Consider the following 25,350-nt stretch of genomic DNA (forward strand, 5'->3'; position numbering starts at 1 on the left):
TCCATACGCGTACTATGCCTCAAGCCGAGGGAAATTATGTGAGGCCGCGATCGGGAAGCGGGCGCCCGGAGGCTTGTGCTACAATAGAACCGACAACCAAGCGCAAAGGAGGCGGAATCGCGGTGGCGACGATCGTCAAAATCAGGGCCGGCGTCTTCGTCGGCGGCGTGCACTGGCTGCCCGCCGTGCGGGACCCGGAGACAGGCCTCGCGTACGAGGAAGCCGGGGACGCGCGGGAATCCACGCCGCATGCGGCCCATGCCGGCCGCTCGCGCGCCGAGCAGGAAGTCGTCGTGGATTTCGCGAAGCGCAAGCTGTTCCGGTTCGCGGATACCGGCGAGACGATTATCCGGGAGACCGGCGCGGACGGCGTATCGGTCAAGCGGCAGGCTAAACCGTCCGCGGACGGCATCGTCGCGGAGGACGAATCCTGGGAAGCGGCGGCGGTCTCGTTCACGATGCGGGCAAGCGTCGGGAACCCGCTTCGGCCCGATGCGCCGGCCGCGGGATACGCGGTGCGGGTGACCGTGCGCGGCGAAGACGGCGCCGTCGAGCTTCGCGGCGGCCATGACGGCTTTCCGTGCTATGAGTTTTATAAGCAAGTGGATTTTGGCGAATTCGAGCTGCTGCACCTCCACGATTACCGCGAGGCCGGGACGGCGGCGCCCACGGGCGGCACGGCGGTTCGCGTCGAGCGCAGCCTGTAAGGGGCAAGCCGAGGACACGGCTTTACGGAAAGGAGCATGAGGAATGGCATTATACCGGCGGCTCGTATCGGACGAGGATTTTACGGAGGCCATGGAGCGGCAGTTTCGGCTGCGCGTCTATAAGGACGACCATATCGTCGACTCCGGCGGCATTATTATCCGGTTCGACGACCAACTCGTCGTCAGCCAATCCAGCGTCAGCGACGTGACGTACCACGACCGCGCGGCCTGCGAGTTTTTTGAAATTCGCCGGCGCTGAGCGGCGCGGAGAATGCTGCGCGCCAAGAAGCCCAGACGCCCCTTGCTTCAAGCGCCGGCCGCAGGCAAAGCAGGCATAAGGCGTGAAAATCGCTGCGGTCTGGCAGTGAGCCGGGCGCGAAGCAGGCCGAGCAAGCAAAAAGGATGCCCTCCCAACGGGAAGGCATCCTTTTTGCGTTCGCGGCGCGGGACTTGCGGCCGCTGCTTATCGCAACGGCCGCGGCAGCCGCACGCAGCGCATCGACATGCGGCGAATTACGCGCTTTTGCGCTTGACCGGCACGTAGATGTCCATCTCCCACAGCTCGTTGCCCGGGCCGCAGCGCTCGTCGTAGAGCTCGAACTCCGGCTTGCCCGCGTGCTCGTAGCCGGAATGCGGGAACCACTCGGTGAAGATCGCGTTCCACGTGTTTTGGATGGAAGGCGAGAACTCCTGCTCCGGCACCTTCGGCGTGGTGAAGACCGCGTACTCCGCTTCGCCGAACTCGCGGCACGCCAAGCCTTCCGGCACGTTGTCGAAGTCCGTGGCTTCCATGCCGATCAGGTAGAGGAACGTCCCCTCCTCCATGTTGAAGCCGTGGCAGATCCCCAGCTCCGCGGGGCTGTCGGCGTGAACGCGGTTCGGAATCTTATGTCCCCAGCCATTGCGAAGGTATTCCTGCCAAAAGGCCGGAATCTGCTTCAGGTTCTCCCCGTCGTTGGTCGTTTGCAGCTCGTAGCCGATCACCTTGAATGCCGGTTTCGTGACGATCCGATACTCCATGTGAATGCCTCCCAAATATGGATTGGTATTGCGCTGCAGCACGTCCAGCTTCCCGTACGCCGGCGGCCGGATGCCGCTCTTGCGGTAGTCGGCCGGCGTCATGTCGAACATCCGCTTGAAAGCGCGGGTGAACGTCTCGTGATTTTGAAAACCGTGCGCGAGCGCGATATCGAGGAGCCGTTCGTCCGTATGGGCGACCGCATAGGCGGAGCGCGCCAGCCGCCGCTTGCGCACGTATTCCATCACCGTCTCGCCGGCCATGACCAGGAAGACGCGGTGAAAATGAAAATCCGAGATCCGGGCCACCGCCGCGATCCGCGACAAGGACAGCTCTTCGTCCAAGTGCGTCTCGATGTGGTCGATGGTCGCCTGAATCTGCCGCAGGTAGTCAGTTCTCATCCGAATGTCCGGCTCCTCTCTTGTTCGGTTCTCATTGTATCGCGGCCCGCCGTGCGGATTCTTGATGATTCTTGCCGTCTTGCGGAAGACCATCCAGCTTTACAAAACATCCATTACAGCTACAGGAACTGGATGGTATTGTATAAGGATCTACTTTGAAGAGGAGCTGCAATATTGAAGCGTACCGCCATTAAAGTACTTACCATCGTTCTTATCGGCGCTTTATTGACTTCGCGCGGCGGCGCCTGGGCGGCCCCCGCCAAGCCAGAGCCGCTGTTCATCATCGAACAAGGCGGTAAATACGGGTATATCAATGCATCCGGTAAAGTGATAATCAAACCGCAGTTTCGTTGTGCGGAAGATTTCTCGGAAGGACTCGCCCAAATCTGTACCGGGACTTCGGAAAAAAACCGAAAATACGGATTTATCGATGCAACGGGGAAAACCGTCATGAAGCCGATCTACAGCTTCGTCGAAGATTTTCATGAAGGGCTGGCGGTGGCCATGCTCTTCGAAGAGAACGGCGTGCATACGCTGTTCATCGATCCAGTAGGCAAAGTCGTTGCGGATCTTGGCGACGGAATCCCGTTTGGAGGTTTTTCGGAGGGCTTAGCCGCTTTCACGCCCCACAACATCTTCGGCGCGAATGCGGATCCGCGCGAGGCAAAACTCGGCTTCGTCGACAAAAGCGGCCGCTTCGTCATAAAACCACAATTCCAAACGAAAACCGGTCAGTTCGGTCCTTCCTTCAAGCAAGGCATATCGCCGGTTATGCGCGACGGAAAGATCATTTACATTAATAAAAAAGGCCAACAGATATTTCAAAACTTACGCGTCACCGCTGCCCGACCGTTTCAAGAAGGTCTGTCGCTCGTGATGGCCGACGACGAAGTGATGGGGTATATCGATACGTCAGGCCATTATGTGATTACGCCGCAATTTACGCATGCGGACTCTTTCAGCGAAGGCTTGGCCGAGGTCGAAATCAACGGAAAATGGGGGTTCATTAATAAGAAGGGCGCACTGGTCATCCCGGCAATTTACGAGGAAACGACTCCCTTCTCGGAAGGCCTCGCGGCCGTCAGCGTTGCCGAAGGCAAATGGGCGTTTATCGACGCTAAGGGGAAACTCGTAATCAAGCCGCAGCCGTTCCAGTATGTCGAACCGTTCCACGGCGGGTTGTCCATGGTCTATCCCCTAGAGGATGACGATGCCTACGGCTACATCGACAAACAAGGCAAGTACGTCTGGAAGCCCGCCAAATAACCCGGAGGGGCGGCTGGCCGGCATGCCTCCATTGCCGGCCATTCGCCCTATCAACTTCGCCGGTCCCTGCATCTATTACTACTAGCAACCATTTCAGGTAGATTAAGAGATGATAGAAAGCAGGGATAACCGATGACGATCGCCAAACCTACCGGGTCGCGCAAGCCCCGGAAGAACGCCTCCGCGCGAAGCCGGACGGCGAAGCGCGGCGGCACGAACGGGAAGCCCGCGCGCCAAGCGGTCGCGGCGGACGGCAAACCGTCGGCCGCGACCGCTTGCAGAATGTGGCGGTGCTGCAAGCCGGTGCCCTCCTTCGGCCGCCGGCCGCGGCCGCGCAGATTCATCAGGCGCGCGCGAACGGTCTTTACGACCGGGATTCTCCGCCGCCATCCGGGCACGACGTACGCGCTCGTCGACTTCGTCAACCTGAGCGCAAGGGTCGCGCGGTGCATGACGGTGCAAATCTTCGACTGGTCGAGCGGCCTTCCGGTGGCCCTGAACGTAACACCGTGCGACGCGAAGAAATGCAACGTATCGCTTGCGCCCGGTACGTCCAACTTCGTCTACGCGGATATCTCCTCCGTGCAATTCAAGTACGAGGTCCGGATCGCGAAGCCCGCCCGCAACAACAACGTCGTCCTGAACGTCTGGGGGCTCAGCTCGGAACCGCTGGTCCCGCAGTTCGGCAACAACGTGCTGCAGCACCAGCTGTTCCGCATCAAGGCGGGCAGCCTCAACGCCGGCCGCTTCTGCCCGTAACGCGCGCGGAAGCAGCCCGCGGCGCGCCGGGAGAAGACTTCCCGATCAGCGTCCCGAATCGGCCGCACGCGAATCTTCGGCCATAGGCGCGACCAATCCTTGCTCGCGAGACGTCTCTCGTAGATGGCCGCCAGCTCGGGACGCGACCGGAAATAGGGCGTCGGCCGCACGATCATCCGGACGGCGTCGCCGATGCCGCAGGGCGCCGTCAGCCGGACCCGGTCGTCCGCGTCCAGCGCGAATCCGAGCGCCGTCGCCGTCTCGGGGAATTTGCCGATGGCGTCGACGGACGACGCATACGGCGGACTGCCGTTCAGGACGTGCATGCGCGCTTCGTTCTTGACGGACCACGGCACGCCGGGCAGCCGGTCGCGCAGCTTGCGTTCCAGCGCCTTTTCGACGCCTTCGTCCAAGCAGCCGGCATCGTAATAGACCACGTCCACGTCGGCGAGCGGCGTCCGCTCGGCATAGCCGTGAAGCGCGTCCCAGACGAGGGAGCGGACGAAGCCGGCGCAGATCCACCAATCCGGCAGCTCCAGCGCCCGCGCGGCGCGCAGCGCCTCCATCCGCCATGCATCCGATTCGACCAGCCGGATGATGTCCCGTTCCGTCAGCATGCGCGAACACCCCCTTCATGAATGCGAACATATATTCCCATTATACCGGATTCCCGACTATTTTCAACCGATTTCTCCCAACGCAAAGACCCCGGCTCCCATCCCGAAAGATAGGGCCGGAGTCTCGGAACGGCCACGGCGACGGGGAATGCGGACTCCTGCCAAGCCGGGCAGGGCAGCCCGCCTACGCTTTGACCGGGAACGCCGCTTCGATGCGCGCCAAATCCTCGCCGTCCAGCTCCCAGCCGATGGCGCGGATGTTATCTTCGATGTGGGCGCGGCTCGCGGCTTTCGGAATCGTCACGAGCCGTTCCGGCCGGAGCACCCAGTTCAGCGCCACTTGGTACACGGTTTTGCCGTGCTTGGCGCCGATGTCGTCCAAGAGCCGGCGCTGCTCCGTGCCCGGCTCGGGGAAGCCCTGCCCGCCGAACACCTGCGGCGCGTACCCGAACGGCGAATAGCCCATCACGGTGATCCCGTTCGCCTCGCAATACGGCAAAATCCCGCGCTCGATGCTCCGGTCGTTCAGATGGTACGGCACCTGGTTGCACGCGAGCGGCACGTCGCCGAGCCCCCGCCGCGCCTCTTCCATGAGCGCGGCCGAAAAATTGCTGACGCCGATATGCTTGACCATGCCGCGCTTGACCAGCTCGGCCATCGCCGACATCGTCTCGGCGACCTCGTGCCGGTCGCTCGGCCAATGCTGCAGCAGCAGGTCGATATGGCTCGTGCCGAGCCGCTCGAGACTCGATTCCGCCGCCTGCAGCACGCCTTCGTACGAACAGTTGCGCGCCGCGACCTTCGTCACGAGAAACACCCGGTCGCGCACGTCGCCGATCGCCCGTCCGACGACCCGCTCGGAGCCGCCGCTCGCATAATCCTCGGCCGTGTCGACCAGCGTCAGCCCCTGCTCGATGCCGAAGCGCAGCGCCTCGATCTCTTCCCGCTCGCGCCGGGGATCCTCGCCGAATTTCCACGTGCCTTGCCCGATGGCCGGAATGTCGATTCCGGTCTTGCCCAGTTTGCGCTGCAGCATATGATTCCTCCTCATCCTTGTTCAAAAATTAAACGATCGTCTTCGCGTCCGGTCCGTCCTGCTCGCTGCCGAAAGCCTCCAGCCATTGCGCCAGCGCGTCGATCCGTTCCGCATGCCGTACGACGGCTTCCAGCGTCGCGACCGCTTGTTCCGTCCCGATTCGGCGCTCGTCCGCGGCTGCGGTCCCGCTGCCGGCGGAGCGTTCCAGGTTGTAGGCGAGCCAGCCCAGCTTGCCCAAGAAGCCATGCTCCAGAACGGGACGCCATTCGGCGTGCCGCGGCAGTCTCCCGCCCCGGGCATACCCGGACATAAACGCCCCCAGCTTGTCCCGGTCGATCAAGCCGGCTGCGTCTTCGGCCCAGTACAGCGCCGTTTCCGCCGTATCCAGCAGCGGGTGAATAAGGCCGGCTGCCTCCCAGTCGATGAGACCCGGGCGTCCGTGATGCCACATCGCGTTCTTGGGACCCAAATCCCGATGACTGACGACCGCTTCCGGTGCGAGCGCCGCGGCGGACCGGTTCGCCAGCGCTTCCCACGCGTACAATCGTTCCGCCAGTTCCTGAAGCCGCGGAGCCCAGACGAATCCGCCGTCCAAGCCTTTCGCCAGCAGGCCCAGCCAATCGGCAGGCGCGGGCGGTTCGCCGGTCGGCTGCTCGCCGGGCAGTTCGAATCCCGCGACGTCCATCCGGTGAATCTCGGCCAAAATCCCGCCGATGCGCGCGCAATGGCCTTCATTGATCTCGCCCGGCGAACAGGCTCTGCCTTCGACCCAGTCGAAAACCATGTACCATTGCCCTTGAACGTCATGAAGCACGCCTCCGCCCAGGGATTTGGCCGCCATTGCGGGGATGCGCGCCTCCATGCGCGCCGCGATTCGTTCCGACCGCAAGAAATTCGCCTTCGCGGCCGGCCGGCTCATCACGACGGGGTTCAGCGCCTTGACCGCGTAATTGCCGCTCGCGGTCGTCAGCGCGAACGTGCGATGCAGCAGACCTCCGGATCGTTCCGCCGGGTTCCCGGCGAGCGGGCCGAGTCCCAGCCGCTCGCACAGCTTCGCGATTTGCAGATGGTACCGGTTGTCGCTCATGGCTTCTCCTTGGCGGGACAAGATCAATTCCTCCTCCCTATCGTACCATTAATTGGGATTCAAGGAAGTGCTTTTTTACCCCGTTTGGAAGACCCGTCAAAAACAAACCGCACGGGGCCATAGCCGCCGTGCGGTTTTCGTGTGCATACGCCGAATCAGAACCCGCCTTGCAGGAGCTTCCGCTTCCACGCCTTCTCCCGCTCCCCGACGAGCGGGAATTCGCCGATGCGCAAACGGGCGCTGCCGTACGGCACGAGCGTCAGCTCCTCCGTCTCCTGCCCCTCGACGTCCGGGTAGATCGGCGGCGTGCCGGCATTGTTGCCCTCCATTTTCCAGCCGCGCACGAGCTTGCCGGACGCCTTGAGCGTCACCGGCGCTTGCTCCGCGTCGAACGGCTGGTACGGCACGTCGCTCTCCCGCACGGCGAAGCCGCCGTCCGCGAGCAGGCCGTATTTCCAGGCGGAGCCCGGGTAGAGCTCCCAATCGTGGAACCGCTCGCGCTTGGTCAGCCGCTGCCAGTTCTCCCGAATCGGCAGCGCGTAGACGAGCGGACCGCGCTCGACGCTGACCGCGTACAAGTTGCGCGAGACCGTCTTCACGGCCATCGGGAGCGTCAGCGTCAAGCGGTCGCCATTGCCCCACGCGCGCTCGACCTTGGCGTACCCGTTCACGACGTTAAGCGCCGCCAGAGCGCCGTTAACCGTCAGCTCCGGCGCTTCGCACCAGCCCGGGATGCGGAGCGAGAGCGCGAACGTCTCGCTGTCCCGGTCGAGCCCGATGTCCATCGTCACCGCGTCGCGGAACGGATACGCCCCGCCGACGGCGATCGTCGCGGACGCGCCGCCGCCCACCTCGGCCGTCACTTCGCACGGCGCGTAGGATACCGCGGCCAAGCCGCCGCGGCCGTCGCCCATCCAGAGATGCGAGGCGAATTTCGGCCAGCCCTGGTGCATGTTCGCCGTGCAGCAGCCGAAGTTCGGCTGCAGCCCGAACAGGTTCGCGTCCGGCCCGTTGCTCCAATTGCGCGGCGCGACGTTGCAGAGGATCTGGTTGACCTGCTGGTCGTACTGGTGCGAGCCCCAGTCCTTGGCGATCGTGGCCGGCAGCGCGTTGAAGGCGACCTTCTCCAAGATATCCCCGAAGCGCCCTTCGCCGAACACCCGGGTCAGCTGCTCCATGGAGAACATGTACTCGACGACCGCGCACAGCTCGACGCCTTGGCTCGGGCTCGTCCCGGACAGCCATTCGTCCCCGGAAAACATGCCGTGCGCCTGGCCGTGGTACGTCATTAAGCTGTCGATGCCGCGGTGCACCGCGTCCCGCTCGACGTCCTCGCCGGTCAATTCGTAGCGGACGCCCGGCGCCTTGATGCCCATCGCCACGTTGACGACGTGCGTCGTCCAGTCCCATTCCTCGACTTTGCGCCAATACGGGAAGTCGTGGAACACGTCCGTCCAGTCCGTCGTCTGCTCGGCCACGATGCCGGCCAGCGCCAGCAGGGCGTCGTCGCCCGTCCTGCGGTGCAGCCAGAGGATGCTCAGCACGAGCTCCGCGCCGCGGGCCTTCGCCCAGCCCTGCAGCGGATGCCGCTCGATCGAACGGGCCAGGTAGCCGAAAAATTTCGTCAGGAACGGCACGACCCGCGGATCGTCCGTCGCTTCCCCGTACTGCGTGAACACCTTCAGCATGATCATGTAATGCCACCAATCCTGCTGCTTGTTCAGGTCGTTGTTCACCGTCTGGATCGGTCCCGCCGGACCGAAATTGCCGTCCTCGCGCTGGCTGGCCAGCGACCATTCGATCCAGCGCTGCGCCTTCGCGATCAGCCGTTCGTCGCCGAGCGCGTACGCGAGCGGCAGCAGGCCGTCCAAATAATACGGTCCCCGTTCCCAGCTCTCGCCCGTCCCGCCGATCCAGCCGTTGTCCGGCCCCACGTCGGCCCAGTGCTCCTCCAGATGGCCCGTCAGGCCGTCGGCCTGAATCCGCAGCTGGTCGCGCAGCCAACCGGCCGGCTTGACCGCGCCGAGCGGCAGCTCCCGGAACGCCGCATTGGCCTGTTTGTTCGTCGTCGTTTGCATATCGGTTCACGTCTCCCTTGCGCCTCGCGATTTGCCTTGCCCCTGTCCCGAATATAGCACGCGAAGGCAGCTCGGACCGATAGCCGATGACAACGCCGAATTGACCGATCGCAACCTTTCCGGCAACAAGCAACGGTTGGCGGGAGACCCGATAGGCCCGTATACTAGAGGAAAGTTCATCGAAAGGAGAGGCAACCCAATGTTCCGATTCACTTCTCCGCCCATGCCGCATTACATCGCGTCGGGACAGGACACGTACCCGGCCGGCGGCGGCCACGCGGCCCGGACCGGCATCGGCGTGTTCGACCTGCTCGCGACGACGCGCGGCTGCCTGTACCTCGAGGAGGAAGGCTTGCCGCTGCCGGTGCCCGCCGGCGGCTTCGCCATCCTGCGCCCGGACCGGTCCCACCGGACGCTGAAGCCGTGCGACGCGGAAACGCATTTTTATTGGCTGCATTTTCAGACGCTGGGGAGCTGGAGCGAGGTCACGGAGCGGGAGCCCTATGCGGCGTCGGACGGTTCCGCGCCGTACCTGCAAATCGAGACGTTCGTCTACCATGTGCCGCGCGCGGGCGCGCTGCCCGTCAAGGAGGAAGCGTACGCCTGGCTCGAGGAGCTGATGCGGCTGCAGGCGACGCCCGGGGCGGGCGCCCGGTTCCGGCAGCAGGGGATGTTCCAGCAGCTGCTGGAACGGCTGCAGGAGGAAGGCGGCGCGTCCGCCAAGGACCCGCAGCTCGCGCTGGCGGACGAGGCCGCCGCGTACCTGCGGCGCAGCTACCGGGAGCCGATCGGTTACAAGGCGCTCGCGGAGCAGCTGCATTTTCACCCCAACTACATCGCGCTCTGCATGAAGAAGGCGTTCGGCTGCACGCCGCTCGATTACTTGACCCGCTACCGGATCGAGCAGGCGAAGCAGCTGCTCATCCACACCGGCGAGCCGATCGGCAAAATCGCGGAGGACACCGGGTTCGTCACGTTCTCGTACTTCGTCCGCTGCTTCGGCAAGCATACGGGGACGCGGCCGAAGGCGTTCCGCCAGCGGTATCGGACGTGAGGACGGTGCGCCCGCGGCTTCCCTAGAAGCCGCTTCCGCACAGGATGCGGTTCCATGCCGCGAGCGCGGGGATCGAGCCCGGCGCGCGTCCCGCCGGCGTCACGGCGCATACCTGGCGGGGCTTGCCGCCCGGTCCGAAGGCGAGAATCGCTTCCGTCTCGAGCGTTCGCCCGTTCAGCTCCCACGTAAGCCGCGCATGTCCCGTATTGTACCCGCCATCGTCGTAGTCGGCGCTGACCTGCCGGTAGGCGGCGAGGCGCAGTCCCATTCGGCGGACCTCCGCCATTCGTCGTTCCCGTTCCGGCGCGTGCCCGGACGCATCCGCCGCCCGTGCCGCCGCTTGAAAGCGCTGGTCTTGGACGTGTTTCAAAAAGGCTTCCGTCCGCCGCTCCGCGGCATACCCGTCCCAACGAACGAGCGCCCCGTAGACCGCAGGCAGAAGCGCATATGCGGCTACCGCGGTCAATCCGATGATGATGCCGATTTTCATCGCGTATACCTCCGAGAGGGAGTGCATGGCTCCCGTTTGTCCTCAGCGTACCCGAGCGGTTAACGGCGCAAACCAAAAACCGCATGAAGGACCATGCGGTTAATCGTGAGAAGCGTTAATTATTGGCGGCGCTGAATATTGCGGATGCCGGCCTACTGCGATTTTACCATGATCCCCCACCCCGTTCTGCGCCATAACCCCGCTTACCGCGTACGAACCGGCGCGCCTTTGCCCTGCCGCAGCAGGAGCGCATAGTAAACGATGTAATAAGCGAACATGATCAGCATGAGCCCGGACGCCCAGCCGCTTCTGCCCGCGGCGAAGCTCGCGCTGCTCCAGCCGCCGCCGCCGGAAGCCGTCGTCATCTCGTAGACCCGGTACCCCAAGCGCCCGATGAACAGCACGGTCACGATGCCGCCGATCCACGCGTTGCCTTTATAGTACAAATCCGCCCCGCGCCGTTCGTACGACGTCATGGCCGCGCCGACGATGCCGAGCGCCGCGCCGATCAGAATGCCCAGGATATCCGAGACGACGCCGACCGCGCCGAACCCGCCCTCCGCCAAAAATATCGCGCCGACCGCCGCCAGCAGGAGCATCCGCGTCCCCATCCTGCCCGGACGAATCGCGCTCCACGAGAAGTTGCCTTTCACCCTGCGAACGATCCGATACCCCACGAAACCAACCAACACTAAAATGATAAGCTGCTGCACTGCTGCCGCCTCCCCGTCTAATCGCTGCCGAACTGGTACCATCATAGCCCGAACCGGCTTGTCCGCTCGACCGCCGACGGATAGAACCCGGCGAAGCCGCGCCTCTATCCACGGATAGAGACAGCCGGCGGCGGTCTTGGGCCGCGTTGCGTTCCGGCTTGCGGCGCGGCTACAATGAACGTATCGAATCGCGTACGTACGATTACGGCCGGCGCAAGAATGCGCGGCGAACGGGGGCGACACTCTTATGGACTTGCAGGACCGGCGCTTCGTCATCCGCGCGGCCGCCGTCACGGTATTCATCGCCCTGCTGATGCATCTGAACGGATTCTTCGCGGGTTCGCCCGTCAAAATCGCGCTGAACGTCCTCATCTGGGCGACGTTCGTCAGCCGGTTCGTCCTGCGGGCGTTCTGGCAGCCCCGCGCGATGTCGATCGCGTTCGTCGGACTGGTCGCGCTGGAAACCGCGGCGGGCATCATCTGGTTCAAGGAAAACGTCCTGATTTATTATCTCGCGGCGATCGTGGTCACGACGGCCATCCGACTGTTTCTCGGCCCCAGGCGCGTGCCGCTGCTCGCCGCGATGATCGCGGTCACTTTGCTGTACACGGCGCTCGGGGAAGTGAACCTGACCAGCTTCGCCTCGTTCGTCATCATCGCGGTCTTCTTCTATGTCAACGTGCGGAGCCGCCGCGAGCGCGACAGCGCGTACGAGGCGAACAAGCGGCATTTGGCGGAATTGCAGGAGGCGTACGCCCATCTGCAGGAGGCTTCCGCGGCGTCGATGCGCAACGCGGTGCTGGACGAACGCGCGCGGATCGCCCGCGACATCCACGACGCGGTCGGGCACAGCCTGACCTCGCTGATCGTGCAAATGCAGGCGCTGCGCTACATGATCGCGCAGGACCCGGCGCAGGCGGAGCAGTCGCTGTCCGGCATGCTTGGCGTGGCCCGGCAGGGGCTGCAGGACATCCGGACGTCGGTTCACGCGCTCGCGGACGATCGGGCGGTGTCCGGCTTGGCGCCGCTTCGGGCGCTGCTCGCCCGCATGGAGGCGACGGCCGGCGTCGGCTACGCGTTTCGGTCGGAGCTGGCGGAGGACGAAGCCGGGGAAGCGGACGGCGCGCTGCTCTTCAGCGTGCTGCAGGAAGCGATCACCAACCTCGTCCGCCACTCCGGGGCGACGCGCGCCGACGTGCGGTTGTATCGCGAGAACGGACGGATCGTCCTGCTTGTCCGGGACGACGGCCGGGCCGGGGCGGCCGGCGGCGTGCGGGAAGGCTTCGGGCTGAAAACGATGCGGGCGCGGCTCGAGGAACAGGGCGGCCGGCTGACGTGGCGAGCGGCGGAGCCGCACGGGTTCGAGATCAAAGCGGAGCTGCCGGACGGCTCCGGCGAGGAAACGGGGGATCGCGATGACGACGACGGACGGTAAAATCAAGGTGCTGCTGGCGGACGACCAGAAGATGATCCGGCAGGGCTTCGGCTACGTCATCGGCCTGCAGGACGACATGACGCTCGCGGGCGAGGCGGCCGACGGGCGGGAAGCGGTCGCGCAGGCGCTCGCGCTGCGGCCGGACATCATCCTGATGGACATCCAGATGCCGGAGATGACGGGGATCGAGGCCGCGAAGGCGATTTTGCGGCAGCTGCCGGACGTGAAAATCGTCGTGCTGACGACGTTCAACGACCCGGATTACATCTACGAGGTCATCCGCGCGGGCGCCGTCGGGTACCTGCTGAAGGACGCGGACGTGGAGGATATGCTCGAAGCGGTCCGCTCCGCGCATCGCGGCGAAGCGGTGTACCGGACGGACCTCGCGGCGGGCGCGCTGTCCCGGGCGGTGTCGTCCGCCTGCCTCGTGCCGGATGCGGGCGCGGCGCCCCCGCTGCTGGAGCCGCTGACGGAGCGGGAGCGGGAGATCTTGCAGGAGATGGCATACGGGCTGCGCAACGACCGCATCGCCCGAAAGCTGTTCATCACCGAAGGCACGGTCAAGTCCCACGTGCACCGGATCTTGCAGAAATTCGGCTGCGAGGACCGGACGCAGGTCGTCGTGGCGGCGCTGCGGCACGGAATGGTGAAGTAGGCCGCTGTGCGGCATGATCACCTCGCGAAACCTTTGACATAAGCCTCCGAAGCCCGTTATCGACGCGGAGTTCGGAGGCTTTTTGTAGCTGCGGGCCTGCCGGCCACGGATTGCAGGACAGCGGCGCGATTGCGGATATGCGTTACGGTTCGGCTAGCTCGACCTTTTTCCCGTCCATGATGGCCGGGTAAGAATCATCGGACACCCCGGTCGTCCGTACGCGGACTTTGTCCCCCGCCTTGAACTTGCTCGCGCCGCCGTAGTTCAACTCCCCCGCGTTTGGCGCCGCCTTATCCAGCAGCTCATTCAGCGATAGCGTCCCGACGTCCTCCTTGGACACGCCCCAGACGATCAGCAGCCGCTTCTTTTCGACTTTGGCGACATACCCGTGCAGGTCGAATTCGCCGCCGCCCGAGCACCCGGACGCCGGCAGAACCAAGAATACCGCCAGCAACAGCAATAAGCACGCGCGCATGCCATCTCCCCCTTTGCTCTCCAGACGCCGGGTTCGGCTGGAAAGTTTCGGAATCCCGCTATTCCTCTGCGTTGGAGAACCATACTAAAAGAAAAGGTTCGCACACGGTTTTGCGGTCTCGCACCATATTTCTTTGTTAGCGAGCGATGCATGCGCGTTCTTCCTGCCGCCGCCATAGTCCTTTTAGGAAAACAGTCGGGCTGCAGGGCCGATCATCGACTTTCCAATTCGAAATTTACTTACTATTCTTGAGAAACTATCCGTTATTGCGTACACTGGAGAAAATGGAGGGGGCACTCACATGGCAGAATTGGCAAAAGCGATGGAAATCGGGATCAGTACGTTTTTGGAAACGACGCCGGACCCCGAGACGGGCGCGGTGATCGGCCACGCCGAGCGGCTGCGCCGGGCGGTGGAAGAGATCGTCGTTGCCGATCGCGCCGGCCTGGACGTGTACGGCATCGGCGAGCATCATCGCCCCGATTACGCGGGCACCGCGCCGGCCGTCGTGCTGGCGGCGGCCGCCGGCTTGACGCAGCGCATCCGGCTGACGAGCGCCGTAACCGTGCTGTCCTCGGACGATCCGGTACGGGTCTACCAGTCGTTCGCGACGCTGGACGGCCTCTCGAACGGACGGGCGGAAATCATGGCGGGCCGCGGCTCGTTCATCGAATCGTTCCCGCTGTTCGGCTACAGCCTCGAGGATTACGACGAGCTGTTCGAGGAGAAGCTGGAGCTGCTGCTCCAGATCCGGGCCTCCGAAAAAGTGACCTGGCGCGGCGGGCACCGGCCGGCGATTCAAAACCTCGGCGTCTACCCGCGCTCCGTCCAAGATCCGCTCCCGGTCTGGATCGCGAGCGGCGGCAATGCGCAGTCGGCCATTCGCGCGGGGCTGCTCGGCCTGCCGATCGCGTTCGCGATCATCGGCGGCATGCCGGAGAAATTCGCGCCGCTCGTCGACCTCTATAAGCGGGCGGCCGCGCAGGCGGGACACGACCCGGAGAAGCTGCCGATCGCGACGCATTCGCACGGCTTCGTCGGCGACGACAAGGAGGCGACGGCCGAGCTGTTCTTCAAGCCGACGCAGGCGCAGATGAACAAAATCGGCAGCGAGCGCGGCTGGAACCAGCCATACACGCGCGCCACGTACGACGACGCGCGCAGCCTTCGCGGCGCCCTCTACCTCGGCGACCCCGAGTACGTCGCGGAGAAGATCGTCCTGCTGCGCAAAAACCTCGGCATCACGCGCTTCTTCCTGCACGTGAACGTCGGCACGATGCCGCACAAGGACGTGCTGCGCGCCATCGAGCTGCTCGGCACGAAGGTGAAGCCGCTCGTGCTGCAGGAGCTGGCGCGAATCGAAGGCACGAAGTAAACGCGAAAAGGCTGGTCCGCTATGATGCGGGCTAGCCTTTTTTGGATTGCTGATGGCGAGAGCGGTACCTCGTGCCGCTCTTGCGGCGATTTCGCCGATTACGGCCTCATGTACCGTACCTCGTACCGCTCTTGCGCCGATTTCGACAATTTCGGCTTCATGTACCGCGCCTCGTACCGCTCTTGCGCCGATTTCGCCAATTTCGGTCTCATGTACCGTACCTCGTACCGCTCTTGCGGCGATTTCGGCCAGTTCGGCTTCATGTACCGTACCTCGTACCGCTCTTGCGGCGATTGCCTGCCAGCTCCGCCCGGGGCAGAAACGCCTGCGCCGCGGCGGCGACGGCCGCGCCGAAGATCAGGTAGCCGCCCATGTCGAACAGCTCCCCGCCGGCATGATGAAGAACGGCGAAGAGCTTGTTGCCGCTCCCATGGCCGCGTCCGTGGCTTGCGCCCCGCGAATGATCGTGGCGATGCGTTCGATGCGCCGGATGCTTTTGATGAGCAGGATGATGCGGGTTAGGATGCGAGTGTTTCATGATGATGGTCGTGAGCGTGAACTTGAGGACGGGCGGAAGCATGCTCCGGCACCTGCGCGGAAGCGGCCGGGGAACCGCCTCGCGGCTGATCGCCCCGCACGAAGAAATATACGAACGGCCCGGACGTTTCCGCATCCATCTACGGACACCTCCTTCGTTTCGTAGCGATTGTCGGCGCTGCCGGTGCTTCGGGAAACGAAGCTTTTCCGAAGCGCGTCAAACGGTTTGGCGCCTTTTCGGCGCGATTTTATTTGTAAACTTTACGAAAAGGCATTGACGTCCGAAAGTCGCCGCGCCTATAATGGCGTCATGTCCTTAAATCGTAAATATTACAAATAAGGAACGGAGAGAGAATAAGAATGAACAAACGTCTGATTCACAAGCATGCCATGAAACGGGGCGCCGCGGCGGTCCTGCTGGGTTCCCTTCTCGTGCTGGCCGGCGGCTGCGGAGCCGGCGGCGACAACGCGAACGGCAGCGACGGCGCAAGCAACAGCGGCAACGCAACCAACCGCTCCAACGCAACAGGCGGCAACGGCGCGACCGGCGGAGGCGCGGCGGACGCCGGCAAAATCCGCATCGTCGCGGCGGAAAACTTTTACGGCGAGGTCGCGGAGGCGGTCGGCGGCGCGTACGTCGACGTGACGTCCCTGCTGACGAGCCCGGACGCCGACCCGCACGATTACGAGCCGACGCCGGACGCGTCCAAGGCGGTCGACGAGGCATCCGTCGTGATTTTCAACGGGATCGGCTACGACGAATGGGCGCAGAAGCTGATCGACGCCTCCGGCAAGGCCGCGGACAAGACGGTCATCCGGGTCGCGAGCGACGTCATGGCGCGGAAGGACGGCGACAACGTGCACGTGTGGTACAACCCGGACACGATGGGCAAATACGCGGATTATTTGGCCGACCGGCTCGGCCGGCTCGATCCGGACCATAAGACGGACTACGCGAATCAGGCTTCCGATTACAAACAGTCGCTGGCGCCGCTGACCGAGGCGGTCGCGTCGCTCAAGCAGGCGGAGCCGCTGCCGGTCGCCGTCTCCGAGCCCGTGTTCGATTACATGGCGCGGGCGCTGAACCTCCGCATCACGGACGATACGTTCAAAATGGCCGCCGAAGAAGAAACCGACCCGGCCCCGCAGGACATCGCGCGGCTCCAGGACGAGATCAAGGGCAAAGAAATCGCCTTCTTCGTCAACAACGCGCAGGCCACCAGCCCGACCGTGCAAAACCTCGTCGACCTCGCCGGGCAAAGCGGCGTCCCGGTCGTCGAGGTGACCGAAACGCTGCCCGCCGGCAAGGATTACGTCGCGTGGATGACGGACATTCTGGGCCAAGTCGAAGCCGCGCTGGACTGACTCCCGGCTTCGGCCGATTACGCACGAAGGAGGAACCGCCATGAACCCCTTGGCCGTCAACGCGCCTTATCCCGCGCCGGCTCCGCCTGCCGCCCCGCCCTCGCCGGCTCCCGTGCCGCCCTTGGCGGACGGCGCAAGCGGCGCCGCGCTCGCGGTCCGGCAGCTAACCGTGCATTTGGACGGCAGACCGATCCTGAACGATCTCTCGTTCCATGTGAACCCGGGCGAATTCCTGGGCATTCTGGGCCCGAACGGCGCCGGCAAAACGACGCTCTTCCGCGCCCTGCTCGGCCTCGTCAAGCCGCAGGCGGGCAGCATCGTCCTCCCCCGGCCGGCGGAAGCCGGGCAAACGGCGGTCGGTTACGTCCCGCAGTCGCGCCAGATCGACCCGGAGCTGCCGATGCAGGCCTGGGACTTCGTCTGCCTCGGCCTGCCGCACGCCGTCCGGCCCTGGCTGAACCGCGCGGATAAGCGCGCCGTGCAAGAGGCGCTGGAGCTGACCGGAGCCGCGCGGCTCGCCCGCAAGTCCGTCGGCCGGCTGTCCGGCGGCGAACGCCAGCGGATCTATCTGGCGCAGGCGCTCGTCCGCAATCCCCGGCTGCTCCTGCTCGACGAGCCGACGTCCAACCTGGACCCCGGCGCGCAGGAGGAGATGGCCGCGGTCATCGACCGCGTCCGCCGCGGGCGGAACGTCGCCGTGCTGCTGATCAGCCACGACGTGAACCTCGTGAACCGCTACGCCGACCGGATTTTGTACCTCACGCCGCGCCGTCACGCGGTCGGCACCGTCGACGAGGTGATGCGGACCGAGGTGCTGCAGCGGCTGTACGGCGGCAAGGTCGACGTCCTGCGCGCCGACGGCAAGCTGCTCGTGACCATTACCGGCGAGCCGGCCCCCGGCATTTGCCGGCATTAACCGTTTGTACCGGTGAATGCTGCATTCCCTGGCCTTCGCCAGCGAACGCAAACCAATCACCTTTGCCGCCGTTAACTTGTAACGCCGCGAAGAGGAGGAGTACCATGCTTCATTATGCGTTCATGCAGCACGCGCTGCTGGCGGGCACGCTCGTCGCCGTCATGGCCGGCGTCATCGGGGTGTTCGTCATTGCCCGCCAGCTATCGTTCATCGCCCATACGTTCTCGCATATCGGCTTCTCGGGGGCGGCCTTCTCCGTGTACGCGGGGTGGACTCCCATCGGCGGGCTGCTGCTGTTCCCGGTCGCGAGCGCCTTCGCCATCGGCGGCCTCGGCGTCAAAGCGTTCCGGCGGGAAGTGACGATCAGCGTCGTGCTGAGCCTGTTCCTCGGCCTCGGCCTGCTCTTCCTCTCGCTGTCGACGAAGAAGGCGACGGCCATGACCGCGCTGCTGTTCGGCAGCGTCGTCGGCATCAGCTGGGACAACGTGCTCGAGATCGTGTATTTGTCGGCCGCCGTGCTCGCGGCGCTCGCGCTCCTGTATAAGCCGCTGAAATTCGACTCGTTCGACCCCGCCGGCGCCCAAGCGGCGCGGCTCCCGGTCCGCCTCCTGTCCATCGGCTTCCTGCTGCTGCTCGCGGTCACCGTGTCCGAGGCGATCCTCATCGTCGGCGCGCTGCTCGTGTTCACGCTGATGACCGCGCCGGCCGCGGCCGCGCGGCAGATGTCGCACGCGGTCTCCCGCATGATCGCCTGGTCCGTCGCCTTCGGCGTGACCGGCGTCTGGGGCGGCCTGGCGCTCAGCTACTACATGAACGCGCCGGTCAGCTTCTATATCACGGCGCTGGAGGCGGCGTTTTACTTCGGGGCGCTGGCTTGGCGGCGGCTCCGGGAGCGGCGCACGGCCGCGCCGGACGCCATGCCCGGGCAAGCCGAACCCGGCGGGGCGTGAATCGCGAAATGCGAAAGAAGCCGGTCCTTCCCGGAGGGGAGGGACCGGCTTTTGGCATCCGTTAGCCGCAAATAAGAAGCTTCCTATCTGGCTGGCTAAATGAAACGAACGCGGTCGGCCGCAGCCGAAGGCGGGGGTATTCGCCGCTGCCGCCTTCGGTCAAAACAATCCCCTGCGAATCAGATTCGCCGTCACGGGGACTTTGCCGATCTCCCTCGACCACACCGACAATTGCCCGATGTGATGGATTTCATGGGCGATGACGTGCCGCATGATTTCGCCGTGCTTGAAGGAGACGGGGTCGCCTCCCGGGGCGATCTCCGACAGCACCCTGTCTTCCATCTCGCCGGTCCACGCCATGACGAACGGGCGCACCTCCTCGTGAAAGCGGGCCGACAGTTCCGTCACGCGCCGCAAATCGGCGTAGTTGTCGAACGGCTCCGTGAACTCCGGCTTCCCTTGCAGCACGGACAGCCAGCTGTATTCCACGTCCGCGACATGGAACAGCGTATGCAGGATACCGCCGACCCCGCCCGTCCGCTCCCGGAGCAATTCTTCTTCGGGCACGTCTTGGCACCAAGCGAACCAATCCTGCCGAACCTGCCAGTTATAGGCGAATAATTTCAACATTCGTTTAGCCTCCTGCTCCGTTTGAGATTGAAAAAAAAGCAAAAAAAGACCGCGGGCAATCTGCCCGCGGCCGGAATCCGCGCGAACGCGCGGCGCGTCCTAGAGGGACATCCGATCCGTAAGGGGGGCGAATTGCGACATCGATGCTATGCGATTGGTCTTCATTGCCCTCACCTCCTTTATCGTCGTCATCATCTTACCTAAGCGGCCGGCGGCGCGTCAACCCTGATTTTCCCACAGCCGCGCGGCGGCCCGCGCCCGCCCCCCGCCCCTTTCAAACCGCCGGACGGGAAGGTATACTTGAGCCGACGGCACTATCGCAAGCAGGCACCCGGGGCATAGGAGCCCTGAAAGCGAACCCCCGGACCTGATCGGCAAAACCAAGGAGGCGATCGCCGCATGACCCATCCCCTCACGCTGTCCGCCATCCAATCCATGTGCGGCCGGCTTTCTTATAAGCGCGGCGAGGCCGCGTTCCGCGCCGGCAAGGTCGCGGTCACGTACTACGACGCCGCAGCCGGCCGGTGCGAGGCGACCGTCGAACAGCAGGACGCGTTCGACGTGGCGCTGCGCATCGACGAGGACGGCGACGTCGCGGCCCGCTGCAGCTGTCCGTCGCTGTCGTCCTACGATAAGTACTGCTCGCACGTCGCCGCGGTGCTGCTGCTGATCCACGACGCGCGGCAGACGGGCCGCGCGCCGGGCGCGCCCGCGGCGGAAGCCCGCCCGGCGGGAGAGAACCGCCGCGGCTCCGGCGCTTCCGCGGACGCCGCCGCCGACGCGCGCGAAGCCGACGCCCGGCGCGGCGCGGAGCTCGCGGACGGGCTGCTGCGCCTGTTCGCCCCGCCGGCGCCGCCGGAGCGGCAGGCGCCCGCGGCCGAGACGCGCTTCGATACGCGCCCGCCGCTCGAGCTCACGTTCGTCTGCAAGCCGTTCGTCCGCGCCGGCGGCAAACGGATGCTCGGCATCGAGATCAAAGCCGGCGCGAAGCGGCCGGCCGCGATCCCGCGCATCCGCGAGTTTCTGCGCTGCGCGGCGGACGGCGAGCCGTGCGTCCTGTCCAAGTCGCTGACGTACGATCCGCGGCAGCACAGCATCCAAGCGGCGGACTATGCCGTCGTCGCCCGGCTGATCGCGATGGAGGAGCAGGAGCGCCTCTACCGCGACACCGCCGGCGTGTACGCCGCCCACGCCGCGCCGGTGACCGGCGAGCGGATGCTGCCCGTGCCGCCCGGCGCCTGGGACGCGTTCCTGCCCGCGCTCGCCGCGGCGCCGTCCGCGGTGCTGGAGCTCGACAACGTCGTCTACGCCGGCATCGCGCCCGCGGACGAACGCCTTCCGCTGCATTTCGAGCTGGAGCAGCGCAAACGGCCGGGCTCGGAAACGGCCGAAGACGCCGGGTACCGCCTGCGCGTGCGCGGCTTGGCGGACATGACGGTGCTGGACGACTACGGCCTCGTCCTCGCCGAGGGCAAGCTGCTGCGGGAGACGCCCGAGGCGTGCGCGCGGCTGCTCGAGCTGCAAGCGCTGCTGGAACGCGCCGCCGAGCCGGACGAGCTGCCCTTGCCGCAGGCGCAAATCGAGCCGTTCATGGAGCGCGTCATGCCCGGCCTGCTGAAGCTCGGCAGCGTCCGGATCGCGGAGGACGTCGCGGAGCGGGTCGCGCACCGGCCGCTGAAGGCGAAGCTGTTTCTCGACCGCGTGCGCGACCGGCTGCTCGCGGCGCTGGAATTCCACTACGGCGACCTGGTCGTCAATCCGCTGGAGCCGGAAGCCGAACGGCGCCGCGGCGGACCGATTCTCGTGAGGGACGGCGAGAAGGAACGCCGGATCCTCGCCCTGATGGAGGAAGCGGCGATGGCCAAGACGGAATCGGGGTATTTTCTCGGCGACGAGGAGCGGGAGTACCATTTTCTCCGCCGCGTCGTGCCGCAATTGGAGCAGCTGCTGACCGTCCACGCCACCTCCGCCGTCCGGACGCGCATCCAGCTCGGCGCCGCGCCGCCGAACGTGACGCTCACGATGAACGAACGCACCAACTGGCTCGAGGCGAAGTTCGATATCGACGGCATTCCCGCGGCGGAGATCAAAGCGGTGCTGAAATCGCTCGAGGAGAAACGGGCCTACCACCGGCTGCCCACCGGCGCCCTCCTGCCGCTCGACACCGAGGAAATGCGGGAGATCGCCCGGTTCATCAACGAAGGCCGGATCACGGCGAAGGACCTGCGCGATTCGGGCATCCGAATCCCGCTCTTCCGCGGCCTGCACTTGATCGACGCGCCGCGCGGCGGCGCCGTCAAGCTCGACAAAGCGTTCCGCCGGCTGCTGGAAAACCTGCGCAACCCGGACAACCTCGATTTCCCGGAGCCCGAGGGGCTGCTGCATCCGCTCCGGGATTATCAGGCGTACGGCTACCAATGGCTGCGGACGCTGGCCCACTACGGCTTCGGCGGCATTCTCGCGGACGACATGGGCCTCGGCAAAACGGTGCAGGCCATCGCCTTCCTCGCCGCCATGCTGCCGGCCATCCGCGAGGAGCGGCTGCCCGCGCTCATCGTCGCCCCGGCTTCGCTGACGTACAATTGGCGCAGCGAGCTCCGCAAGTTCGCGCCGCATATCCGCGCGGCCGTCGCCGACGGCACGAAGGCCGAGCGGGACGCGGCGCTCGCCGCCGGGGCGTCGGTCGACGTCGTCATCACGTCCTATCCGCTGCTGCGCCGCGACATCGCCGCATACGCGGCGCATTCGTTCCACACGCTCATCCTGGACGAGGCGCAGGCGTTCAAGAACGATGCGACGCAGACGGCGAAGAGCGTCAAGCTGCTGCAGGCCCGCCATCGGTTCGCGCTGACCGGGACGCCGATCGAGAACCGGCTCGTCGAGCTGTGGTCCCTGTTCGACGCCGTCTGCCCGGACCTGTTCCCGGGACGCAAGGCGTTCGGCGAGCTCGCCCGCGAGACGGTCGCGAAGCGCGCGCGGCCGTTCCTGCTCCGGCGGGTGAAGGCGGACGTGCTCAAGGAGCTGCCGGACAAAATCGAATCCGTCCAGGCGTCCGCGCTGCTGCCCGAGCAGAAGCGGCTCTACGCCGCCTACCTCGCCAAGCTGCGGGAAGAGACGCTCCGGCACCTGGACAAGGACACGCTGCACCGCAACCGGATCCGCATCCTCGCCGGCCTGACCCGGCTGCGCCAGCTCTGCTGCCATCCCGCGCTGTTCGTCGAAGACTACGCGGGCGGCTCGGGCAAGCTGCGCCAGCTGCTGGAGCTGATCGACGAATGCCGCGCCGCGGGACGTCGGATGCTCGTCTTCTCGCAGTTCGTCGAGATGCTGAAGCTGATTCGGCAGGAGCTGCAGCAGCGGAACGTGCCGTACTTTTACCTGGACGGCAGCACCCCGCCGAGCGAGCGGCTCGAGCGGAGCAACCGGTTCAACGACGGCGAAGGCGACCTGTTCCTCATCTCGCTGAAGGCCGGCGGCACGGGCCTCAACCTGACCGGCGCGGACACGGTCGTCCTGTACGACCTGTGGTGGAACCCCGCCGTCGAGCAGCAGGCCGCCGACCGCGCCCACCGGATCGGACAGAAGAAGGTCGTGCAGGTCATCCGCCTCGTCGCCCAAGGCACCGTCGAAGACAAGATGATCGAGCTCCAGGAGCGCAAGAAGAACCTGATCGACGACGTCGTCCGCCCCGGCGAGGAGCCGCTCGCCGCCTTGACCGAGGACGAGATCAAGGAGCTGCTGACGCTCGCTTGACCCGGCTCCGCGTCTTCCGTCCGTCCCGCCGAAACCGTTAGGCTCGCGGCTTCCGCTCCCGGCTCTCGGATCGCTGTTCTCCAGTCCAGACTCGCGACGAATACGACCGCGTTATCCGCCAAGAACGACTTGGCGGATTTTTTATTTTCCCGGTTGCGCAAATTCTGTATGCATAATATACTGTTATTACAATATACTGTTTATAACATACACCATAACGAAAAGGAGCATGAAGCACATGACCGCATTCGCGATCGAAACGAAAGGGCTTCGCAAAGCGTTCGGCAAGCAGACGGTGCTGAACGGCATTGATCTAAACGTGCAAGCCGGCACGATCTTCGCCCTGCTCGGCCCGAACGGCGCCGGGAAAACCACCCTGATCAACATCCTCTCCACGTTGACGAGGCCGGACGGAGGCACCGCGGCCGTCGCCGGCCGCGACGTCGTCCGCGAGCGCGATGCCGTCAAGCGCGCCATCAGCCTCACCGGCCAATTCGCCGCCGTCGACGACATGCTGACCGCCCGCGAGAATCTGACCATGATGTGCCGGCTGTCGGGGTTCTCGCCGTCCGAAGCCCGCGTCCGGACCGCGGAGCTGCTCGCGCTGTTCGACCTGGAGGCGAGCGCCGGCAAGCTGGCCAAAACCTACTCCGGCGGCATGCGGCGCCGCCTCGACCTGGCGATCAGCCTCGTCGCCCGCCGGTCCGTGCTGTTCCTGGATGAGCCGACGACCGGGCTCGACACCGTCAGCCGCCGCGCCTTGTGGGATACCATCCTGCAGCTGCGGAACGAAGGCATGACGATATTTCTCACCACGCAATACTTGGAGGAGGCCGACCAGCTGGCCGACCGCATCGCCGTCATCGCCGGCGGACGCATCGTCGCGTCCGGCACCGCGCACGAGCTGAAAGCCCGCGTCGGCGGCGAACGGATCGAGCTCGTCGGCGAGGACGACGAGGCGCTCGCGGTCTACGCCACCGACGGCACCCTCCACGACATCCGCCGGACGCTGAACGAGCTCGCGGGCAAAGCGCCCGCCGGCACCCGGATCACCCTGCGCAAACCGAGCATGGACGACGTCTTCGTCGCCCTGACATCCGCCGATTATAAGGAGGCCGCCCAATGATGAACGCCGACCGCAACGTCCCGGCGCGCAACGCGTCCCTCGGCGCCGTGAACGCCGTCTTCATCGCCCGCAGCATCCGCCTCAGCCTGCGCAACGCCGAAGCGCTGATCATGGCGATCATGCTCCCCGTCATGCTGATGCTCTTGTTCACCTACGTCTTCGGCGGCGCCATCGATCCCGGCGGCGATTACGTCGACTACGTCGTGCCCGGCATCATCCTGCTGTGCGCCGGGTTCGGCTCCGCCAGCACCGCCGTGGACGTCGCCCACGACATGACGAACGGCATCATCGACCGCTTCCGCACGATGCCGATCCGCAGCCTGAGCGTCATCACCGGCCATGTCGCCGCGAGCCTGGCGCGCAACCTGCTCGCGACCGGCGTCGTCATCGGCGTCGCGTTCCTCGTCGGCTTCCGCTCGTCCGCCGGCTTCCTGGAATGGCTGGGCGCCATCGGCCTCATCGCGCTGTTCATTCTCGCGCTCACCTGGCTGTTCGCGGCCATCGGCCTTATCGCAGGCTCCCCGTCCGCGGCGTCGGGCTACGGCTTCATCCTGCTCTTCCTGCCTTATCTCTCCAGCGCGTTCGTGCCGACGGAGACGATGCCGCGCTGGCTGCAGGGCGTCGCGAACCATCAGCCGATCACGCCGGTCATCGAGACGATCCGCGGGCTGCTCACCGGCACGCCGATCGGCGACAGCGCCTGGCTGGCTGCCGTCTGGTGCCTCGGCATTCTGCTGGTCGCCATCGTGTGGAGCATCGCGGCCTTCCGCCGGAAAGCCGGCAAGCGCTAGAGAGGCGCTGCCCGACGCCGCGTTCGCGGTAACGATATTCGCCAATTCGTTCGCGCATGCGTAAAAAAGCACGCCGGTTCCGCTGGATGCGGAACGGGCGTGCTTTTTGTTTTCGT

Annotated in this window: 25 protein-coding genes; 13 read left to right on the forward strand and 12 right to left on the reverse strand. The window is 65.2% G+C overall.

Translation table 11 applies throughout. The annotated features are described in order from the left end of the window. The first annotated feature begins 122 nt into the window (after positions 1–122). Complete coding sequence (locus tag BMZ79_RS10485) at positions 123–707, forward strand: DUF3238 domain-containing protein (protein ID WP_090639492.1); 585 nt, start codon at positions 123–125, stop codon at positions 705–707. Positions 708–750: 43 nt separating this feature from the next. Beyond that, positions 751–966 carry a hypothetical protein gene (locus tag BMZ79_RS10490; protein WP_090639495.1) on the forward strand — a complete coding sequence of 72 codons (216 nt, stop codon included), beginning with the start codon at positions 751–753 and terminating at the stop codon, positions 964–966. A 254-nt stretch (positions 967–1,220) separates the two neighbouring features. Here BMZ79_RS10490 and BMZ79_RS10495 read toward each other — a convergent pair whose 3' ends face one another. Continuing rightward, a complete protein-coding gene (locus tag BMZ79_RS10495) occupies positions 1,221–2,126 on the reverse strand; it encodes an effector binding domain-containing protein (RefSeq protein WP_090639497.1) in 906 nt (301 codons plus the stop codon). Between the two features lie 174 nt (positions 2,127–2,300). Here BMZ79_RS10495 and BMZ79_RS10500 point away from each other — a divergent pair, with 174 nt between their 5' ends. Then, the gene (locus BMZ79_RS10500) at positions 2,301–3,392 is read left to right on the forward strand and encodes a WG repeat-containing protein (protein ID WP_090639500.1); all 1,092 of its coding nucleotides are present in this window, start codon (positions 2,301–2,303) and stop codon (positions 3,390–3,392) included. A gap of 50 nt (positions 3,393–3,442) precedes the next feature. Here the strand turns inward: BMZ79_RS10500 and BMZ79_RS35045 are convergent, their stop codons facing one another. The 5 genes from BMZ79_RS35045 to BMZ79_RS10525 form a co-directional block, all read right to left on the reverse strand. Next, positions 3,443–3,949: a hypothetical protein gene (locus tag BMZ79_RS35045; RefSeq protein ID WP_256252644.1), complete on the reverse strand. Its 507-nt coding sequence runs from the start codon at positions 3,947–3,949 to the stop codon at positions 3,443–3,445. A gap of 6 nt (positions 3,950–3,955) precedes the next feature. Beyond that, on the reverse strand, positions 3,956–4,768 hold the full coding sequence (locus tag BMZ79_RS10510) for a nucleotidyltransferase family protein (protein WP_371263663.1): 813 nt from the start codon (positions 4,766–4,768) through the stop codon (positions 3,956–3,958). A 184-nt stretch (positions 4,769–4,952) separates the two neighbouring features. Beyond that, the gene (locus BMZ79_RS10515) at positions 4,953–5,804 is read right to left on the reverse strand and encodes an aldo/keto reductase (protein ID WP_177222090.1); all 852 of its coding nucleotides are present in this window, start codon (positions 5,802–5,804) and stop codon (positions 4,953–4,955) included. Positions 5,805–5,832: 28 nt separating this feature from the next. Further along, complete coding sequence (locus tag BMZ79_RS10520) at positions 5,833–6,912, reverse strand: phosphotransferase (protein ID WP_143088925.1); 1,080 nt, start codon at positions 6,910–6,912, stop codon at positions 5,833–5,835. 134 nt (positions 6,913–7,046) lie between these two features. Next, entirely contained in the window at positions 7,047–8,969 is a 1,923-nt protein-coding gene (locus tag BMZ79_RS10525) for a beta-L-arabinofuranosidase domain-containing protein (RefSeq protein ID WP_090639508.1), read from the reverse strand. A 223-nt stretch (positions 8,970–9,192) separates the two neighbouring features. Between BMZ79_RS10525 and BMZ79_RS10530 the strand changes: the two genes are divergently transcribed. Next, positions 9,193–10,023, forward strand: a complete 831-nt coding sequence (locus BMZ79_RS10530) for a helix-turn-helix transcriptional regulator (protein WP_256252645.1) — start codon at positions 9,193–9,195, stop codon at positions 10,021–10,023. A gap of 22 nt (positions 10,024–10,045) precedes the next feature. On the opposite strand, the gene BMZ79_RS10535 is transcribed toward BMZ79_RS10530, so the two are convergent. Both BMZ79_RS10535 and BMZ79_RS10540 read right to left on the reverse strand, forming a co-directional pair. Next, positions 10,046–10,513: a hypothetical protein gene (locus BMZ79_RS10535; RefSeq protein ID WP_090639514.1), complete on the reverse strand. Its 468-nt coding sequence runs from the start codon at positions 10,511–10,513 to the stop codon at positions 10,046–10,048. 203 nt (positions 10,514–10,716) lie between these two features. Then, positions 10,717–11,226, reverse strand: coding sequence for a CcdC protein domain-containing protein (locus BMZ79_RS10540; RefSeq protein ID WP_143088926.1), 510 nt, complete (start codon positions 11,224–11,226; stop codon positions 10,717–10,719). A 247-nt stretch (positions 11,227–11,473) separates the two neighbouring features. Between BMZ79_RS10540 and BMZ79_RS10545 the strand changes: the two genes are divergently transcribed. Both BMZ79_RS10545 and BMZ79_RS10550 read left to right on the forward strand, forming a co-directional pair. Then, the gene (locus BMZ79_RS10545; RefSeq protein WP_090639518.1) at positions 11,474–12,661 is read left to right on the forward strand and encodes a sensor histidine kinase; all 1,188 of its coding nucleotides are present in this window, start codon (positions 11,474–11,476) and stop codon (positions 12,659–12,661) included. After that, positions 12,642–13,316 carry a response regulator gene (locus tag BMZ79_RS10550; protein ID WP_090639521.1) on the forward strand — a complete coding sequence of 225 codons (675 nt, stop codon included), beginning with the start codon at positions 12,642–12,644 and terminating at the stop codon, positions 13,314–13,316. The genes BMZ79_RS10545 and BMZ79_RS10550 overlap by 20 nt, the downstream gene beginning before the upstream one ends. Positions 13,317–13,458: 142 nt before the next feature. On the opposite strand, the gene BMZ79_RS10555 is transcribed toward BMZ79_RS10550, so the two are convergent. Beyond that, complete coding sequence (locus BMZ79_RS10555) at positions 13,459–13,791, reverse strand: DUF3221 domain-containing protein (protein ID WP_090639523.1); 333 nt, start codon at positions 13,789–13,791, stop codon at positions 13,459–13,461. Between the two features lie 301 nt (positions 13,792–14,092). On the opposite strand from BMZ79_RS10555, the gene BMZ79_RS10560 reads away from it, so the two are divergent. Next, complete coding sequence (locus BMZ79_RS10560; protein WP_256252646.1) at positions 14,093–15,166, forward strand: LLM class flavin-dependent oxidoreductase; 1,074 nt, start codon at positions 14,093–14,095, stop codon at positions 15,164–15,166. 98 nt (positions 15,167–15,264) lie between these two features. On the opposite strand, the gene BMZ79_RS34250 is transcribed toward BMZ79_RS10560, so the two are convergent. Continuing rightward, complete coding sequence (locus tag BMZ79_RS34250; RefSeq protein ID WP_177222091.1) at positions 15,265–15,429, reverse strand: hypothetical protein; 165 nt, start codon at positions 15,427–15,429, stop codon at positions 15,265–15,267. Next, complete coding sequence (locus BMZ79_RS10565) at positions 15,426–15,839, reverse strand: hypothetical protein (RefSeq protein WP_090639526.1); 414 nt, start codon at positions 15,837–15,839, stop codon at positions 15,426–15,428. The genes BMZ79_RS34250 and BMZ79_RS10565 overlap by 4 nt, the downstream gene beginning before the upstream one ends. 224 nt (positions 15,840–16,063) lie before the next feature. Here BMZ79_RS10565 and BMZ79_RS10570 point away from each other — a divergent pair, with 224 nt between their 5' ends. The 3 genes from BMZ79_RS10570 (at position 16,064) to BMZ79_RS10580 (ending at position 18,934) form a co-directional block, all read left to right on the forward strand. Next, positions 16,064–17,068 carry a metal ABC transporter solute-binding protein, Zn/Mn family gene (locus BMZ79_RS10570; protein WP_090639528.1) on the forward strand — a complete coding sequence of 335 codons (1,005 nt, stop codon included), beginning with the start codon at positions 16,064–16,066 and terminating at the stop codon, positions 17,066–17,068. 40 nt (positions 17,069–17,108) lie between these two features. Continuing rightward, complete coding sequence (locus BMZ79_RS10575; protein ID WP_090639530.1) at positions 17,109–17,984, forward strand: metal ABC transporter ATP-binding protein; 876 nt, start codon at positions 17,109–17,111, stop codon at positions 17,982–17,984. Positions 17,985–18,088: 104 nt separating this feature from the next. Then, positions 18,089–18,934 carry a metal ABC transporter permease gene (locus BMZ79_RS10580; protein WP_090639532.1) on the forward strand — a complete coding sequence of 282 codons (846 nt, stop codon included), beginning with the start codon at positions 18,089–18,091 and terminating at the stop codon, positions 18,932–18,934. A 159-nt stretch (positions 18,935–19,093) separates the two neighbouring features. On the opposite strand, the gene BMZ79_RS10585 is transcribed toward BMZ79_RS10580, so the two are convergent. Then, positions 19,094–19,564, reverse strand: a complete 471-nt coding sequence (locus tag BMZ79_RS10585; RefSeq protein WP_090639535.1) for a DinB family protein — start codon at positions 19,562–19,564, stop codon at positions 19,094–19,096. Between the two features lie 399 nt (positions 19,565–19,963). Here BMZ79_RS10585 and BMZ79_RS10590 point away from each other — a divergent pair, with 399 nt between their 5' ends. From BMZ79_RS10590 to BMZ79_RS10600, 3 genes are all read left to right on the forward strand, one after another. Next, complete coding sequence (locus BMZ79_RS10590; protein WP_090639536.1) at positions 19,964–23,317, forward strand: DEAD/DEAH box helicase; 3,354 nt, start codon at positions 19,964–19,966, stop codon at positions 23,315–23,317. Positions 23,318–23,555: 238 nt separating this feature from the next. Then, a complete protein-coding gene (locus BMZ79_RS10595; protein WP_090639538.1) occupies positions 23,556–24,443 on the forward strand; it encodes an ATP-binding cassette domain-containing protein in 888 nt (295 codons plus the stop codon). Then, positions 24,443–25,234: an ABC transporter permease gene (locus BMZ79_RS10600; protein ID WP_090640179.1), complete on the forward strand. Its 792-nt coding sequence runs from the start codon at positions 24,443–24,445 to the stop codon at positions 25,232–25,234. Before BMZ79_RS10595 ends, BMZ79_RS10600 begins: the two co-directional genes overlap by 1 nt. The last annotated feature ends 116 nt before the right edge of the window (positions 25,235–25,350 follow it).

The sequence above is a fragment of the Paenibacillus sp. UNC496MF genome, assembly GCF_900113915.1.
GTDB classification, from domain to species: domain Bacteria; phylum Bacillota; class Bacilli; order Paenibacillales; family Paenibacillaceae; genus Paenibacillus_Z; species Paenibacillus_Z artemisiicola.

What these genes read in the sequence shown, in the direction of transcription:
- BMZ79_RS10490 (WP_090639495.1), top strand. Translation starts at nt 751, where the DNA reads ATGGCATTATACCGGCGGCTCGTATCGGACGAGGATTTTACGGAGGCC.
- BMZ79_RS10495 (WP_090639497.1), bottom strand. Translation starts at nt 2,126, where the DNA reads ATGAGAACTGACTACCTGCGGCAGATTCAGGCGACCATCGACCACATC.
- BMZ79_RS10510 (WP_371263663.1), bottom strand. Translation starts at nt 4,768, where the DNA reads ATGCTGACGGAACGGGACATCATCCGGCTGGTCGAATCGGATGCATGG.
- BMZ79_RS10515 (WP_177222090.1), bottom strand. Translation starts at nt 5,804, where the DNA reads ATGCTGCAGCGCAAACTGGGCAAGACCGGAATCGACATTCCGGCCATC.
- BMZ79_RS10525 (WP_090639508.1), bottom strand. Translation starts at nt 8,969, where the DNA reads ATGCAAACGACGACGAACAAACAGGCCAATGCGGCGTTCCGGGAGCTG.
- BMZ79_RS10530 (WP_256252645.1), top strand. Translation starts at nt 9,193, where the DNA reads ATGCCGCATTACATCGCGTCGGGACAGGACACGTACCCGGCCGGCGGC.
- BMZ79_RS10535 (WP_090639514.1), bottom strand. Translation starts at nt 10,513, where the DNA reads ATGAAAATCGGCATCATCATCGGATTGACCGCGGTAGCCGCATATGCG.
- BMZ79_RS10545 (WP_090639518.1), top strand. Translation starts at nt 11,474, where the DNA reads ATGGACTTGCAGGACCGGCGCTTCGTCATCCGCGCGGCCGCCGTCACG.
- BMZ79_RS10550 (WP_090639521.1), top strand. Translation starts at nt 12,642, where the DNA reads ATGACGACGACGGACGGTAAAATCAAGGTGCTGCTGGCGGACGACCAG.
- BMZ79_RS10555 (WP_090639523.1), bottom strand. Translation starts at nt 13,791, where the DNA reads ATGCGCGCGTGCTTATTGCTGTTGCTGGCGGTATTCTTGGTTCTGCCG.
- BMZ79_RS10560 (WP_256252646.1), top strand. Translation starts at nt 14,093, where the DNA reads ATGGCAGAATTGGCAAAAGCGATGGAAATCGGGATCAGTACGTTTTTG.
- BMZ79_RS34250 (WP_177222091.1), bottom strand. Translation starts at nt 15,429, where the DNA reads ATGAAGCCGAACTGGCCGAAATCGCCGCAAGAGCGGTACGAGGTACGG.
- BMZ79_RS10565 (WP_090639526.1), bottom strand. Translation starts at nt 15,839, where the DNA reads ATGCGGAAACGTCCGGGCCGTTCGTATATTTCTTCGTGCGGGGCGATC.
- BMZ79_RS10570 (WP_090639528.1), top strand. Translation starts at nt 16,064, where the DNA reads ATGAACAAACGTCTGATTCACAAGCATGCCATGAAACGGGGCGCCGCG.
- BMZ79_RS10575 (WP_090639530.1), top strand. Translation starts at nt 17,109, where the DNA reads ATGAACCCCTTGGCCGTCAACGCGCCTTATCCCGCGCCGGCTCCGCCT.
- BMZ79_RS10580 (WP_090639532.1), top strand. Translation starts at nt 18,089, where the DNA reads ATGCTTCATTATGCGTTCATGCAGCACGCGCTGCTGGCGGGCACGCTC.
- BMZ79_RS10585 (WP_090639535.1), bottom strand. Translation starts at nt 19,564, where the DNA reads ATGTTGAAATTATTCGCCTATAACTGGCAGGTTCGGCAGGATTGGTTC.
- BMZ79_RS10590 (WP_090639536.1), top strand. Translation starts at nt 19,964, where the DNA reads ATGACCCATCCCCTCACGCTGTCCGCCATCCAATCCATGTGCGGCCGG.
- BMZ79_RS10595 (WP_090639538.1), top strand. Translation starts at nt 23,556, where the DNA reads ATGACCGCATTCGCGATCGAAACGAAAGGGCTTCGCAAAGCGTTCGGC.
- BMZ79_RS10600 (WP_090640179.1), top strand. Translation starts at nt 24,443, where the DNA reads ATGAACGCCGACCGCAACGTCCCGGCGCGCAACGCGTCCCTCGGCGCC.